Annotated in this window: 13 protein-coding genes; 8 read left to right on the top strand and 5 right to left on the bottom strand. The window is 42.0% G+C overall.

The window, feature by feature from the left end:
* Positions 1 to 19: 19 nt before the first annotated feature.
* The 5 genes from AC1DIV_RS20395 (at position 20) to AC1DIV_RS20415 (ending at position 5,011) form a co-directional block, all read left to right on the top strand.
* Positions 20 to 1,129: an ABC transporter ATP-binding protein gene (locus AC1DIV_RS20395; protein ID WP_034304875.1), complete on the top strand. Its 1,110-nt coding sequence runs from the start codon at positions 20 to 22 to the stop codon at positions 1,127 to 1,129.
* Entirely contained in the window at positions 1,119 to 1,922 is an 804-nt protein-coding gene (locus AC1DIV_RS20400) for an ABC transporter permease (protein ID WP_034305104.1), read from the top strand. Before AC1DIV_RS20395 ends, AC1DIV_RS20400 begins: the two co-directional genes overlap by 11 nt.
* Position 1,923: 1 nt before the next feature.
* On the top strand, positions 1,924 to 2,727 hold the full coding sequence (locus tag AC1DIV_RS20405; RefSeq protein WP_034304873.1) for an ABC transporter permease: 804 nt from the start codon (positions 1,924 to 1,926) through the stop codon (positions 2,725 to 2,727).
* Positions 2,724 to 3,797, top strand: coding sequence for an ABC transporter substrate-binding protein (locus AC1DIV_RS20410; protein ID WP_323599468.1), 1,074 nt, complete (start codon positions 2,724 to 2,726; stop codon positions 3,795 to 3,797). The genes AC1DIV_RS20405 and AC1DIV_RS20410 overlap by 4 nt, the downstream gene beginning before the upstream one ends.
* A 323-nt stretch (positions 3,798 to 4,120) precedes the next feature.
* Positions 4,121 to 5,011, top strand: coding sequence for a peptidylprolyl isomerase (locus AC1DIV_RS20415; RefSeq protein ID WP_072274037.1), 891 nt, complete (start codon positions 4,121 to 4,123; stop codon positions 5,009 to 5,011).
* A 356-nt stretch (positions 5,012 to 5,367) separates the two neighbouring features.
* On the opposite strand, the gene AC1DIV_RS20420 is transcribed toward AC1DIV_RS20415, so the two are convergent.
* The gene (locus AC1DIV_RS20420; protein WP_340878306.1) at positions 5,368 to 5,892 is read right to left on the bottom strand and encodes a YtxH domain-containing protein; all 525 of its coding nucleotides are present in this window, start codon (positions 5,890 to 5,892) and stop codon (positions 5,368 to 5,370) included.
* Positions 5,893 to 6,061: 169 nt separating this feature from the next.
* On the opposite strand from AC1DIV_RS20420, the gene AC1DIV_RS20425 reads away from it, so the two are divergent.
* Positions 6,062 to 6,529 (top strand): MarR family winged helix-turn-helix transcriptional regulator, encoded by a 468-nt coding sequence (locus AC1DIV_RS20425; protein ID WP_048688729.1) that lies wholly within the window; start codon positions 6,062 to 6,064, stop codon positions 6,527 to 6,529.
* Positions 6,526 to 9,642, top strand: a complete 3,117-nt coding sequence (locus AC1DIV_RS20430; protein ID WP_340878307.1) for an MMPL family transporter — start codon at positions 6,526 to 6,528, stop codon at positions 9,640 to 9,642. Before AC1DIV_RS20425 ends, AC1DIV_RS20430 begins: the two co-directional genes overlap by 4 nt.
* Positions 9,643 to 10,297: 655 nt before the next feature.
* Here AC1DIV_RS20430 and AC1DIV_RS20435 read toward each other — a convergent pair.
* The 4 genes from AC1DIV_RS20435 to nagA all read right to left on the bottom strand — a co-directional run bounded on the left by AC1DIV_RS20435 (position 10,298) and on the right by nagA (position 13,733).
* On the bottom strand, positions 10,298 to 11,020 hold the full coding sequence (locus AC1DIV_RS20435; protein WP_340878308.1) for an SIS domain-containing protein: 723 nt from the start codon (positions 11,018 to 11,020) through the stop codon (positions 10,298 to 10,300).
* 63 nt (positions 11,021 to 11,083) lie between these two features.
* Positions 11,084 to 11,806: a GntR family transcriptional regulator gene (locus tag AC1DIV_RS20440; protein ID WP_034304859.1), complete on the bottom strand. Its 723-nt coding sequence runs from the start codon at positions 11,804 to 11,806 to the stop codon at positions 11,084 to 11,086.
* Between the two features lie 14 nt (positions 11,807 to 11,820).
* Positions 11,821 to 12,555, bottom strand: a complete 735-nt coding sequence (nagB, locus tag AC1DIV_RS20445; RefSeq protein WP_063595476.1) for a glucosamine-6-phosphate deaminase — start codon at positions 12,553 to 12,555, stop codon at positions 11,821 to 11,823.
* Positions 12,555 to 13,733, bottom strand: a complete 1,179-nt coding sequence (gene nagA, locus AC1DIV_RS20450; protein WP_340878309.1) for an N-acetylglucosamine-6-phosphate deacetylase — start codon at positions 13,731 to 13,733, stop codon at positions 12,555 to 12,557. The genes nagB and nagA overlap by 1 nt, the downstream gene beginning before the upstream one ends.
* 305 nt (positions 13,734 to 14,038) lie before the next feature.
* On the opposite strand from nagA, the gene nagE reads away from it, so the two are divergent.
* A complete protein-coding gene (gene nagE, locus AC1DIV_RS20455; protein ID WP_340878310.1) occupies positions 14,039 to 15,949 on the top strand; it encodes an N-acetylglucosamine-specific PTS transporter subunit IIBC in 1,911 nt (636 codons plus the stop codon).
* Positions 15,950 to 15,964: the final 15 nt, after the last annotated feature.

Genomic DNA, 15,964 nt, shown 5'->3' on the forward strand with positions numbered 1-15,964 from the left:
TGGAGAGAGGGAAGAAGCTATGGCAAATGGGAATATAATACGCTTCGATCAGGTTACGAAGCAATTTGATGATGAAACGGTGGTTCTCGATAATGTTAGTTTTGAAATCGAGAGAGGGAAGTTCTATACGCTATTGGGTCCTTCCGGGTGTGGGAAGACCACGATCCTTCGTTTGATTGCCGGATTTACGGAAGCTTCCAAAGGTGATATTTACTTTGAAGGGAAAAAGATCAATGATGTGCCAGCCAATAAAAGGCAAGTGAATACGGTATTTCAAGATTATGCACTGTTTCCGCATTTAAATGTGTTTGAAAATGTAGCATTTGGTCTTCGGATCAAAAAAATGAAGAATTCGGAAGTGGAAATCAAGGTGAAGGAAGCCCTCAGCTTTGTTAATTTGGAGGGGTATGAAAAACGGGAGATCAGGGAAATGTCCGGCGGTCAGCGGCAACGGGTAGCGATTGCGAGGGCTATTGTTAATGAACCTGAAGTCATCCTCCTGGATGAACCGCTATCTGCCCTTGATTTGAAATTGCGTACAGAAATGCAATATGAATTGCGGGAGCTGCAACAGAGGCTGGGAATCACGTTTATCTTCGTCACTCATGACCAAGAGGAAGCATTAGCGATGTCAGATGAGATTTTTGTCCTTAACAAAGGGAAAATCCAGCAAAGCGGGACCCCTACGGATATTTATGATGAACCGCTGAATCGATTCGTTGCCGATTTCATCGGTGAGTCCAATATTGTAAAAGGAAAAATGATTGAAGATTACCTCGTGGAATTCGTCGGCAGACAGTTCGAGTGTGTTGACCAAGGATTGAACAGTAATGAAGCTGTCGATATTGTCATCCGCCCGGAAGATTTGGAGATTACTTCCGTCGATCGCGGAAAACTGCAAGTTCGGGTGGACTCCCAGCTATTTCGCGGTGTTCATTATGAAATCAGCTGTTATGACCATGATGGAAATGAATGGCTTGTCCAATCAACGAAAAAAGTGGCAGTCGGAGATGAAATAGGTCTTTATTTCGAACCGGAATCGATCCATGTCATGCGATTGGGTGAAACTGAAGAAGAATTCGATAAGCGTCTGGAAGCGTATCATGATGGGGAAAGTCATGAAGAATAAAATATCCCGTAATATTTACTTCATACCCTATGTCTTATGGATTGCTTTATTCGTGATCGCACCCATTTTGTTAATCCTTTACTATTCCTTCTTTGACATTGAAGGCAATTTATCATTGATTAACTATCAAAAGTTCTTTACGCCAGTATATTTAAAAATGACATTAAGCTCATTTTGGTATGCTTTCCTGATTACGGGGATATCCCTTTTAGTCGCTTACCCGACAGCTTATTTGTTAACGAAAACCAAGCATAAGCAATTGTGGCTTTTGCTGATTATCGTGCCTTCCTGGATCAATTTACTTTTGAAGGCTTATGCCTTCATTGGAATTTTTGGCACGTATGGTGTGGCGAATGGTTTTCTGGAGGCAGTAGGAATCGGAAAGCAGCAGATTCTCTTTACGGATTTCAGCTTCATATTCGTCTCGGTTTATATTTTCATACCGTTTATGATTTTACCGATATTCAATGCGCTTGATGAAATGAATCCAACCCTTTTGGATGCGGCCAATGACTTGGGAGCGTCCCGATGGATGACATTCCGCCGTGTCATTTTTCCGTTGACATTAGATGGGGTAAAGACGGGATGCCAAGTAGTCTTCATCCCGGCACTTTCATTGTTCATGCTTACAAGATTGATTGCCGGTAACCGAGTCATTACGCTTGGTACGGCTATCGAGCAGCACTTCCTTGTAACACAGGATTGGGGAATGGGTTCCACGATCGCGGTATTTTTGATTATTATAATGTTCCTGATTATGTTTGTAACGGGTAACCGAAAGCAGGGTGTGTAAATTGGGCAATAAATTATCACCAATATCAAAAGCGTTTCTCGTTTTGATTTTTCTCATTCTCTATGCACCGATTTTCTTTTTAGTCTTTTACTCTTTTAACAGCGGTGGAACGATGTATGACTTCAAAGGGTTCACGATGGAGTGGTACAAGGAGCTGTTCCAAGATACGAGGCTGTTGATCATTGTATTGAATACACTTGTGATAGCTTTATTATCTGCACTGATCGCAACGATCATCGGGGTGATAGGGGCAATTGGAATTCGCTCCTTTACGAGCAGTAAAGCTAAGAATACGGTATTGTCATTGAATAATGTATTGATTGTCAGTCCCGATGTGATCATCGGTGCTTCCTTCCTGATTTTATTCACAATGGCCGGGATCAAGCTTGGATTCTACTCGGTACTGTTGTCACATATCGCCTTCAGTATCCCGATCGTTGTGCTGCTGGTCCTTCCGAAACTTCAGGAAATGAGCCCTACTTTAATTGATGCGGCCCGGGATTTAGGGGCAAGCCGGTGGGATGTATTGACGAAGGTCATCCTTCCATACATCTTGCCAGGTATCTTTGCTGGTTTTTTTATGGCATTGACTTATTCACTTGATGATTTTGCGGTAACGTTCTTTGTGACCGGTAATGGTTTCTCAACTCTTTCCGTGGAAATCTATTCATTGGCCCGCCGTGGAATTTCATTGAATATCAATGCACTATCGACACTGCTGTTCGTCGTGACACTGCTGTTGGTTGTCGTCTATTACTTTATAACTCAACGTGTTAGGCAAACGGGAATGGGGGGGAAACGATGAAAAGGCTTCTCCAAATGTTTTTGCTCATTTCCCTCGTATCCGCTTTGCTGCTTTATGCGATTTCAAGATTGAATTCAGCGCAGGGATTTACGAGCAGCAATACGCTTACCATCTATAATTGGGGCGATTACATCGATACGGATCTAATCGATCGTTTTGAAGAAGAAACAGGTATAAAGGTCATTTATGAGACGTTCGATTCGAATGAGGCCATGATGACTAAAATTGAACAGGGCGGTACCACTTATGATATTGCCATTCCGTCTGAGTATATGATCGATAAGATGAGGCAAGAAGACTTGCTGGTTCCCTTGGATCATTCCAAGCTTCCGAATTTGAAAAATATCGATGAGCGATTCATCGATCTGCCATTCGATCCTGAGAATAAATATTCCGTCCCGTACTTCTGGGGAACAGTTGGAATTGTTTACAATTCCAAGATGCTCGGTGGCAAAGAAATAACGGCCTGGGCGGATTTATGGGATAAAGATTTAAAAAATGAAATCCTTTTGACGGATGGCGCTAGAGAAGTGATGGGCATGGGTCTGAACTCTTTGAATTATTCATTGAATGATACAGATGAAGAACACCTTCAAGAGGCAAAAACCAAACTTGATGCCCTCACCCCGAATATTAAAGCGATAGTGGGAGATGAAAGCCGCATGCTATTGGAAGCCCAGGAGGCGGCGATTGGCCTTGTTTGGTCGGGAGTTGCTTCTGAAATCATGGCTGAAAATGAAGATCTCGAATACGTTGTTCCAAAAGAGGGGTCCAATTTATGGTTTGATAATATGGTCATCCCGAAAACAACGAAAAATGTCGATGCGGCCCACCAGTTCATCAACTTCATGCTGGACCCGAAAGTTGCAGCTCAAAATGCTGAATATGTAAGTTACTCGACACCTAATAAAGAAGCACTTAAATATATGCCTGAAGAAGTGGTGAAAGATGAACGGTTCTATCCATCACCTGAACTGACGAAGAAACTGGAAGTGTACGAAAACCTTGGGAAGAAAAACTTGGCCCGTTACAATGAACTCTTCCTTGAATTCAAGATGCATCGTAAATAACAAAATAAATAAAGCATGGTGTAGGAATTCCCTCCGTACACCATGCTTTTTAGTTTGCTCGAAACTCACGAGTAAAGGCCGAATTACACTCTGTTACCTATATATCAAAAGTTGATATAACGGTATAATACCGTATTTTGTAATGATCAACCAAAATTTTAATGTAAAATCTGTAGCAGAATGAAATACTCTAAAATATCTGTTGGGATATAAGTATGTTAGTATAATGATTGAGTTAGTGCATCCTGAAGGTTGAGTTAAAATCTTAAGGATTAATTAATATTTCCAAGCTATCATAATAGAAAACTTAAGGGAGATTATTCATGAAACTATTAAAAAGCACGAAGGCATATATTTGGGCAGGGAGCATTTTAATCATTGCCGGGATCATGGCATTTGCGATGATTTCGTCCATGGATAAGACAATTGCGAGTATCGATGGCGAGAAAATCAATGAGGATGAGCTGTATGACGCGCTTGTTGCGGGATACGGAGCAGATACTTTAGACCTGTTAATTACGAATAAATTGGTGGAATTGGAAGCGGAAAAAGCAGGAATCAAAATTAAGGATGAAGAAATCCAGAAAGAAATCGATGTTATGGTTGAGTCCTATGGTGATGAAAAGTCGTTAAAAGAACAATTGGAAGCAAGCGGTTCTTCAATGGATGCCTTAAAAAAGGACATCGTGGTTTACCTGCAAACGAAAAAACTGGTCGAACCGAGAATTACCGTGACGGACGATGAAATCAGTACGTATTTTGAAGATAATAAAGATACATTTGCTCAAGCGGAACAAGTGGAAGCTAGTCATATTTTAGTCGAAGACGAAAAAACGGCTAAAAAGGTTGCGAAAGAACTTGCAGCAGGCGGTGATTTCGCTAAGTTGGCAGCTGAATATTCCACTGATACTGAAACGGCGGATAACGGTGGAAGCCTAGGGTATTTTGGGAAAGGCGATATGGTGGAAGAGTTTGAAGATGTTGCCTTTAATCTTGATAAAAATAAAGTCAGTGATCCAGTCAAAACCGAATATGGGTACCATATCATAAAAGTAACCGGTAAGAAGGAAGCAAAAAAAGCTAATTTAGAAGACAGTAAAGAAGTAATTAAAGAAACGCTTCTTTCTGAAAGATTACAAGAGGAATATCCAGTTTGGTTAGCCGAAGTGAAAAAAGACCATGATATAACGAATAAATTGGAAGACTCTAACTAAGGTATCAAGTGAAGGATATACCGAAACAAAGAAGCTGAGGCAAAATGCCTCAGCTTTTATTATGGCTTGTACGATTTGGATGTTGATTTCCGCTTCAGGCACTCGTTTTCCGCGGGCGGTCGTGGAGCCTCCTCGGCTTGCGCCTGCGGGGTCTCCCCTAGACGCGCTTTTCTAAGCAGGAGTCTCGTACCTTTCACTCCAATCAACTCTGTTTTTAAATTTAGATATAACCATCCCTATTTAGTTGAAGGTGTTGTTTTGGTTGTTCGGGAACTTCATTTGATGAAGCGCACATTTTCCGGGCCCATTTTCTCTACAAAAAAAGCTGAGGCATAATGCCTCAGCTTTTTTATATATTAGAAGTTGGATGAGATGGACTTTTGATTGGATAATCCTGATTTTTTAACGATTTCATCACTCTCTTTTTCACCTATAACATTATCGGATTTCAATGATTGTGCTGGCGTTTCCTTCAGCTGTTTACCGGCAACGACCACTTTTGAACTGATGTCTTTTAATTCACTTGTTGCGTCCTTCGCTGTACCAAGGGCATCAGTGGAGATATCCTTTACTTCGGATACTTTACCCACCACGTCTTCATTGACGGTTTCATATAGTGTTTCAACGTCATTGATTGCCTCTTTAATCGTCTCCGTTGCCCCTTTGACTCCTGATACCATCTGTTCCTTCATTTCGCCGGGATTTTCCTTGACCTGTTCAATCATATTCATGGAGTTGTCTTTTAAAAGGATGGCAGATCGCTTTACTTTATTTCTCGTGTTGGAGTCAAGCAAGGTCAATGCACCGCCGACAAGCCCTCCGATTAAAATCCCTTTTAAAAGTTTGCTATTCGTTTGAGTTTCGATAGTTGTTTGAGTCATTTATATTTCCTCCTTTAGAATAGTAGATTGTTTGCTTACTTTGGGTTTTCCCTTATTTACCATAAGTTAAACTGGAAATAATAAACTATCATGGGATTGACATGATAAATAAAACAATAGTACTCTACATATAGTTAAATGACTGAACTACTTTTTGGGAGGTGCAACGATGTCTAATGAAAAAGTTTCTGGATTGATTGATCGATATATGAAGGTTTCTTTCTATGTAAATAAGATGGGGGAGCTTTTAATAAAAGATCAGATTTGTGATGTGCTGACGAACGAACAATACTATACTTTACGGTTCATTCAACAACAGCGGTTGTGTACATCGACGGAAATCAGTGATGCCTTTTATATTAATAAGAGTGCCGTCACGTCCAACATCAACAGGCTGGAAGGCAAAGGATTGATAGAACGGGAACAGGACCAGGTTGACCGAAGGGTCTTTCATTTGAAGCTTTCCAAAGAGGGGGAAGCGTTGTTACAGGAAACGGAAAATAAGATTCATAAATTGGTAGAGAGCATCATGACGAAATTCGATTATGAAGAGATTGTTAAATTCCTTGATACATATGAGAAGCTTTCACAAATTTTCATTCAAATGAAGAATGAGGAATGGGAGGAATATAAATGAGGGGGATCATAAAGGGAAGATGGCTGGTCATTATCGCTTGGATTGCCATTACGGCAGGTTTATTGTTTGCGGCACCGGATATGGCGGAGCTTGTCCGGAATAAGGGCCAGCTGGATGTACCGGCAGAGTATTCCTCTGGGATGGCCAATGAGCTAATGAAAGAGATTCAGGATAAGGATGAGTCACAAGTGGCTCTCGTATTTCATGGTGATAAGAAGCTGTCTTCCCCGGAATTGAAAGAGATTGAGATAGCGATCCAAAAGCTTGAAAAGAATAAAGCAGAGCTTGGCATCAAAGAGGTCATGACCCATTTTAAAGAGCCCTCGCTAAAAGGTCAGTTGGTCTCGGAGAACGAAACAACGGTTTTGACATCCATCACGATGGTCAAGGGGGACCGGGAAGCTAAGGAAGTGATCGATGCCCTTTATAAAGAGCTGGAGCAAGTGGATGTCGAGCATTATTACACAAGCAGCTGGATGATCGATGAAGATCTTAATGCCAATTCCCAAGAAGGGCTGAAGAAAACTGAAGGCATCACGGTGGTCTTCATTCTGGCTGTATTGCTGATAGTCTTCCGTTCAGTGGTGGCACCGATCATTCCGTTGGTAACAGTAGGTTTCACTTATTTATGCTCACAATCCATCGTCTCATTCCTGGTGGATAAATGGGACTTTCCGATTTCGTCTTACACCCAAATATTCCTGGTAGGTATTTTATTTGGAATCGGGACTGATTATTGCATCCTGCTGCTTAGTCGTTTCAAGGAAGAGCTATCGTCACAGGAGTCCTTGCATGAAGCGATCGTTGAGACGTACCGAACCTCCGGTAAGACTGTTTTCTTCAGCGGGCTGACCGTAATGATTGGTTTTGCGGCAATTGGCTTTTCCACTTTTAAGCTCTATCAATCTGCGGCGGCCGTTGCCATAGGGGTTTTCATTTTAATGATCACCCTTTATACGATCGTTCCATTTTTCATGGCGGTTCTTGGCAAAAAGCTATTCTGGCCGGCAAAAGGGAAACTTGAGCATAGTGAAAGTAAACTATGGGGAATTCTCGGTAACTTCTCCCTGAACCGTCCATTGTTGGCGCTGGTGATTGTTGCAATCGTCTGTGTTCCCTTTTTGTTTATATATGATGGGAAGATTTCATATAACTCCCTTGAAGAAGCGGGTGATGATGTTCCTTCCATCATGGCATTTAATATCATTTCCGATGAATTCGGACCGGGACAATCGATGCCAACACAGATTGTCATAAAGAATGACGAACGCATGGATTCGGAAGAGTACGTCGCACTTGCTGAAAAAATCAGCCAGGAAGTAGTAAAGGTGGATGAAGTCGATGTAGTTCGATCCATGACCCGCCCGACAGGTGAACCGATTAAGGATTTATTTGTAGCGAACCAGGCCGAAACCTTGGAAAAGGGAATTGGGGAAGGAAATGAAGGCATTAAACAAATAAGCGATGGATTGAAAACGGCAGGCAGTGAGCTTTCCGATTCAGGACCGCGATTGAAGCAAGCGACGGACGGAATAGGGGGGCTCATATCCGGGACCAATGAATTAAAGAGCGGCGTAGGTCAGGTGGAGAAGGCATTAACAAGCATTGAAGCAGGCATCCGCGATGGGTCTTCAGGGACCGGGGACATAAAAAACGGATTGAATGAGGTCAAGGCAAACTTGGATAAGCTCGCCACCGGAAGCGGGCAGCTTCTCGAAGGCTATAAACAATCAGCTAATGGGTTAAGTGAGCTCACAGGTCGATATAAAGAAATTCAAACTAACCTTACGGGTGTATCACAAAGCCTTGCCGGTTTAAATCCTTCCTTTGAGCAAATGGAAGCCACTCATCCAGAATTACAGGCTGATCAGTCCTATCAAACGATCAAGCAAACAGTGCAAGGGGCACAGGGTGGCTTGGAGCCCATGGCAGCAGGCCTTTCAGAGCTCAATAGGAATCTTGGTTCAGTGTCCGGCGGTTTGAATACGGCGAATGAAAATATGGAAGAAATCGTAAAGGGTCAAAATTCTCTTGGGGAGGGCCTTAACCAATTGGTTTCAGGCGTTGACACTTTACAAAAGGGTCTAAGCACCATGGCTAATGGTCAGGGGGAAGTCATAAATAATCTGTCAGGATTTAAAGGAGGCCTTACTAGCTTAAGTAATGGGCAGCAAGAACTCCTAAATGGTTTTTCAAGCCTCGGCGGGCAGCTTACTGATTTGACTGATGGCTTAAATGAAAGTGCTGATGGTCTGAATGAAGTCCATGATGGACTATCGTCCGCACAGGGTTATTTATCAGGGCTGGCAAAAACGGATAAAACGGTAACAGGCATGTACATTCCCAAAGAAGTAGTGGAAAGCGAAGAATTCGGGGAAGCATTGAACGCGTATTTATCTGAAGATGGTAAAATCATGACCATGGATGTGGTATTCAAGGCGAATCCTTATTCCAATGAAGCAATCGAGCAAATCGATTCGATTGAGGCAACCGTTGAAAGAGTAACGAAAGATACAAAGCTTGAAAACGCGCAGGTGGCGATAGGGGGAATCACAAGTACACATCATGACTTGGGCATGATGTCTGGGGAGGATTTCTCAAGGACGGTCGTTTTGATGCTGTCGGGTATTGCAATCATTCTCTTTTTCATGCTGCGATCCTTGATCATGCCTATCTATTTGATAGTGTCGCTCGTTTTGACTTATTATACAGCGGCAGCCATTACAGAGTTGATTTTTGTTAATATTCTCGGTTATGCCGGCATTGGCTGGGCAGTTCCTTTCTTTGCCTTCGTCATCTTGATTGCTCTTGGCATTGACTATAGCATTTTCTTGATGGATCGCTTTAACGAGTGGAAAGATAAGCCGGTCAAAGAAGCGATGTTACTGTCCATGAGAAAAATGGGAACGGTGATCATCTCGGCGGCTGTCATTCTGGGCGGAACCTTTGCTGCCATGATGCCAGCAGGAGTTTTATCGCTCTTGGAAATAGCCACTTTAATATTGGTGGGGCTTGCTTTATATGCGTTTGTCATCTTGCCATTGTTTATTCCGGTGATGGTTGCAACGTTTGGAAACGCGAATTGGTGGCCGTTTTTAAAAAATAAGGAATAAAAGGGACTATAAAATAAAGAAGGCCTCCATTCGGATGCCTCCAGACTGTAGACATAAAGGGTTTCGGAATGCTCTTATTCCGAAACCCTTTTTGAATGATTATAAGATGGGAAATGGATTTAAAAGCTTACCCGGTGGGGGAAGAAATAACAATCATAAGTTCCATCATACACATAATCAGGCGTACTGGTTTTGTAAGCTGCATCTGCAACAGCTTCAAGATTAACAACTTTCTCAATCGGTGTTACACTCGTCTACAACACAAATCTGTTACGGTCTGCTGGTGCATGAAACGAATGTGTGGAATCAACAAATACATGCTATGCGTTAAATGAAACTTTTACTTAAGATAGGATGGAAAAGCTTTTCAATAAAGGTTGCAGAAAGACTGTTGGCACATGGAGTTCTGTCTAATTACTTAAACTCTGTTGATTGGAAAGGAAGGTACGGGTCTCTTGCGGAAAAGAGAGTCCAAGGGAGACATACCGTGCGCTAAAGGCGCCGAGGATCTCACGGACCGCCCGCGGAAAGCGAGTGCCTGCAGAGGAATTCAACGGTCAACTTCCAAACTCTCAAAAAAACTGTAGACCAACTCGATGGAGTTTGCCTACAGTAAGAAATAAACAACCGAAACAAAAAAACTATGTATTCCATTTCATAATTGGGGAATTCTTGTTTTATATTTCGCGATGATCTTTTGATTGTGTTCATCTGCCCCTTCGATATTACTGCTTAGGAATACGGGAGGGGTTTCCCCTGATTCAATAATCGTTTGGATGACTTGCGTGAAAACCATATTGAGGAGAACGGCCCCGACCACGGTCGATCCGGAACCAAAAGGTATATTATTTGATTTCAGTAATGTGTCACCTTTGGCAATATGATTGTCTATGACCAAATCAACGACATCGTGGAGATAATGCTTCTGTTTATGCCGTGAAGAACAACTTTTTGCATACTCCGGTGATGTTAGTCCAATGACGAATGCCCCTTTTTCTTTTGCGATAGTGGCGACATCTATCGGAACGGGATTTACGCCGGATGACGAAATGACAATACAGACATCACCAGGACGGATATCTTCATCATGCATGAATTTCTCTGATAGGTCATTTTGGCGTTCAAGTTGGGATGCCCTTGAAGCTCCTTTAAAAAGCATTAGATCTTCAACGAAAATTGGACGAATTGCGGCTAACCCACCTGCCCGGTAGAATACCTCTTCGGTCAAAATGTGGGAGTGCCCGCTCCCGAATAGATGGATGATCCCATCCGACATGACTGCTTTTGAGATATGTTCCACAGATTCCTTAATTGATTGCTTTTCCTGTTCTCCCACAATTGTGAGTAATACCTGCACTTCTTCAAAGTATGAGTTCATATTTGTGACACCCTCCGATTACCTTTGGCAATTAAAAGACTATAGTGATGAAAATATTCAATTTTATCTGCTTATGTTGATAGTGAACTTATACCTGTCCGCACGATAAGCCGATTTAACATATTCAAGGGGAGTTCCGTCTATTAAGAACGTATTCCTTTGAATGAATAATATGGGTGAGTGCTTCGGAATTGCTAAATGGGTCACTTCCAATTCAGAAGCAATCGATGATTCCAACGTTTGTGAAGCATAGTCTATTTTTAGTTTAACGTAGTTCTCCACATACTGGTAAAGGGAAAGGTTAATGATTTCTTCCGTTAATCCTTTAATTAAATTGGCAGACATGTACACGGTCTCGAGCGCCATTGGAACATCATCAGCCAACCGAATGCGTTTTATTTCATAAACGGGAGCATAAAGGGAAATGTGCAATTCACTGGCAATCTTCTTATCTGCCGGAATGATTTCAAAGCTCAGCAGCTTGCTGCTTGGATTTAATCCCCTGGCCTTCATGTCCTCGGTAAAACTGGTCAGCCCATTGAGCTGCTGCTCCAATTTCTTATCGGCGACAAAGGTTCCCCTTCCTTTCTGACGGTATAAGTATCCGTCATTCACCAAATTATTTATGGCTTGGCGGACGGTCATCCGGCTAATTTCGAATTGCTCGGCATATTCACGTTCAGATGGAAGGGCATCGTGCGCTTGGAACTCACCGTTTTCTATTTTTCTTTTTATTTGTTCTTCGATTTGAAAATAAATCGGAAGAGGTGAGTTTTTATCAATCATCGACTTTCGCTCCTTTAGGGTATTATCACTCCGGATAACGCTTTTTGGTCTGCGATAATTGTAACACTATTATGTTTTTTTAGGATAGATGCAGGAAATTCCTCGGAAATGTCACCGTGTATCAATTTCTTCAGTGTTTCGGCTTTTTCTTCACCAGAAATCAGCAGCAGAATTTCTTTGCTTTTCATGATTGTTGAAATGCCCATCGTAACGGCATGTGTCGGAACTTCGTCTATGGAGTCGAAATAACGTGCATTCGCTTGGCGCGTTGAATCTTCAAGTGTCACGACATGTGTCCCGGATGTGAAGGAAGTTCCAGGTTCATTAAAACCAATATGGCCATTTTGGCCAATGCCAAGTATCTGAAGATCGATCCCACCTACGGAATCAATCATTTCGTCATACCGTTGACATTCTCCGTTCGTGTCATCGGCTGTGCCATTAGGCAGGTGAGTACGCTCTTTATTTATATTGATGTGAGTGAATAAGGAGTCATCCATATAAAAATGGTAACTGTTTGGATCATTTGGTTTTAAGCCGATATACTCGTCAAGATTAAAAGACGTTACATGTTCATATGAAGTATGATTGCGCACGTGATCTTCAATCAAATTATCGTACATTCCTTTAGGGGTACCGCCTGTTGCAAGGCCCAATTTGATATTTGGATTTCCTTTGACTTTTCCGATCAATATTTCTGCGGCTGTCCGGCTCATTTCCGTGTAGTCCTGCACTTGTATGATATTCATTATACATTCTCCTTTTTAAAAGCTAAATTTCCTCTGCAGAACGTCATTTCGACGTCCAAGCGATCATTCAATATTACAAGATCTGCCTCTTTGCCGACCTGGATGCTTCCTTTTCTGTCAAAAATCCGAAGTTGTTTGGCAGGGTTTTCCGCCGTCATTTTTATAATGTCAGTCATGGAACAATCGGTATATTTCATTGTGTTCTTGATGGCATCGTTCATTTTCAATATACTGCCGGCTAGTGTGCCGTCTGAAAGCGTTGCTTTAGTTTCGTCAACATTAACAGGCTGACCACCTAAATCATAGGTTCCCTTTTCAAGCCATTTGGCACGAAGCGAGTCCGTTATCAGTATCATTCGTTCGCTGGTAATTTGGTTATATGCCAGCTTGATCATTTCCGGCCTGCAGTGAATGCCATCAGCAATAAGTTCAACATATAGCTCGTCTCGAAGATAAGCAGCTCCCAAAACACCTGGTTCGCGGTGATGGAGTCCACGCATCCCATTATAAAGATGTGTAACGTGGGTAGTCCCTGCCTGGATTGCTTCATCTATTTGGTCATATGTTGCATCTGAATGGCCGATGGAGGCGACGACGCCAGTTCCCCTTAAGTGGGCGGCAAGATCTAATCCGTTCGGTTGTTCAGGAGCAAGCGTTACAAGTTTGATTTGATTTTCGGCCATTTCCTGCCATTTTTTAAATAGAGTGACATCGGGATCAACGATATAATCCTCAGGCTGTGCTCCTTTACGGGCCGGTGAAATGAAAGGACCTTCTAAATGAATTCCAACTATTTCAGCGTGTTCTTGAGTTTGATTCTCGATATATTTACCAGCGTTAAGAAGTGCTGATTCAATGGCTTGGGTGGATTGGGTCATTGTAGTGGCCAGAAAGCTGGTGGTTCCTTCTTTAGGAAGGGTCTTTGCCATTGTGGATAATGCGTCATGTGTGGCATCCATTGCATCGGAATTGGATGCTCCGTGAATATGAATGTCGATGGCACCGGGAATTACCTGATAATCCGGTGAAAGAGTAATTACCTTGGCATCATCGTCCTGTTTGTATTGGCTGACTGGACCAACTTCGGCAATTTTTCCATCCACGACTTTAATGAATCCATTTTTGTATGTTTCCTTTTCGCTGTAAACCATTAGATTATTAATAATGAATGTTTTCATACATAATCTCCTTTATGAAAGTAAAACTTAATGAATGAGTCATGAAATGGTCTCATATATTTTGCCCTCATTTTATCGTTTTTATTAAAAGTTGTCTAGACCAGTTAAGGAGTATCAAGAACAAAAATGATATTTTTACTTTGTTTTCGAAGAATATAGTATATTTACAAGTAAATTGGTATAGACATCTATATATTTTCTGTGCTAGTATAATCCCAAAGAAAAGTTATTATATTGATAAAATGAAAACGCTTAATACATCTTGTTGTTGATCAAAGAAGTTAGGTACAAGGGAGATGAGTTCGATGTTAAATTTTTTACAAAAGATTGGGAAAGCTTTAATGTTACCGATTGCCGTTTTACCAGCAGCCGCGTTATTGCTTCGTTTAGGGCAACCGGATTTACTTGATATTGCCTTTATTGCCGCAGCTGGAAAGGCGATATTCGATAACCTTGCGATATTGTTCGCCTTGGGAATAGCGATAGGATTATCCAAAGATGGAAGTGGCGCTGCGGCATTATCAGGCCTTGTTGGATACTTTGTATTAACGAATGGTACACAAGCGATTGATAAAGAAATCAACATGGCTGTTTTAGGCGGTATTATATCGGGTATAGTTGCCGCTCTTCTATATAATAGATACTCCGACATAAGACTCCCTGAATGGCTTGGATTCTTTTCAGGGAAACGATTCGTCCCGATCATCACTTCGCTTGCGATGATCATACTTGCGGGAATATTCGGTTTTGTGTGGCCTCCGATTCAAGATGTAATCAATAGTGTCGGTGACTGGATTACAGGTGCAGGGGCATTGGGTGCCGGCGTATTCGGCGTATTGAATCGCTTATTGCTTCCAGTAGGATTGCATCATGTCTTGAATAGTATGGTTTGGTTCGTCTTTGGTGAGTACAATGGAGCGACGGGTGATATAAATCGTTTCTTCGCAGGGGACCCGACTGCTGGGCCCTTCATGACCGGCTTTTTCCCGATCATGATGTTCGGTCTTCCAGCTGCGGCATTAGCGATGATTGCAGCTGCTAAGAAAGAGAAACGTAAATTGGTGACAGGGATGCTTGTTGGGTTGGCTTTCACTTCTTTCCTTACAGGAATCACTGAACCGATTGAATTTCTGTTCATGTTCATCGCACCGGTGTTATATGTAATACATGCCCTTTTAACCGGGGTCTCTCTGGCACTTGCTGTTATATTGGATATCCATCATGGGTTTGGATTCTCCGCAGGAGCCATTGATTATTTCTTGAACTTTGGTATTGCGCAAAAACCGCTATGGTTAATTCCGATTGGATTGATATACGCGGCAGTTTACTTCGTGATTTTCTATTTTGTCATCAAGATCATGGATTTAAAAACACCTGGCCGTGAAGACGATGAGGAAGAAGTGGAAGAAGAAACAATTGTAAAAACAGGGGATAAATATACCGATATGGGATCGCTTTTCATTCAAGATCTTGGCGGTAAAGAGAATATAAAGCTAATTGATAACTGTGCAACACGCTTGCGTTTACAAGTGGCCGATTCAGGAAATGTGAATGAAGCAGCCTTAAAACGGCATGGTGCGCGCGGTGTCATGAAGTTGAATAAATCGAGTGTACAGGTCATTGTTGGAACGAATGTTGAATTCGTTGCAAATGCAATGAAACAACTTGTCAAGAATGGCGTCGATCCAAGCCAAGTGAAAGCAGGTCCTTCTGCACAAGTGGCAGAGGATATAGTAGAGGAAAACCAAGCTTTGGGTGCAAATGACTTTGTCCTTCCAATTGAAGGAACCGTTTTACCGATAGAACAAGTTCCCGATCAAGTGTTTGCCATGAAAATGATGGGGGATGGCTTCGCTATCGAGCCGGTCAACGGAAAACTAGTATCCCCAATCGATGGGGAAGTGCTAAGTATCTTCCCGACAAATCATGCACTGGGCTTGAAAATGGATAATGGTCTGGAAATTCTGATCCATGTTGGCTTAGATACAGTTAAATTAAATGGAGAAGGGTTCACAGCTCTTGTTCAAGAAGGCCAAAGAATAACAAAAGGAACACCTCTTTTGGAAATTGATTTAGACTTCATTAAACGGAATGCACCATCAACGGTCACTCCTATTATATTCACTAACTTACCTGAAGGAACGGCAGTGAAGTTGCAAAAGTCAGGGATCCAGAAACCAAATACACCAGATATCATCCAGTTGGAAAAACTATAAAACGGTTAAAAAAGG

The organism is Peribacillus sp. 05N428 (assembly GCF_056397085.1).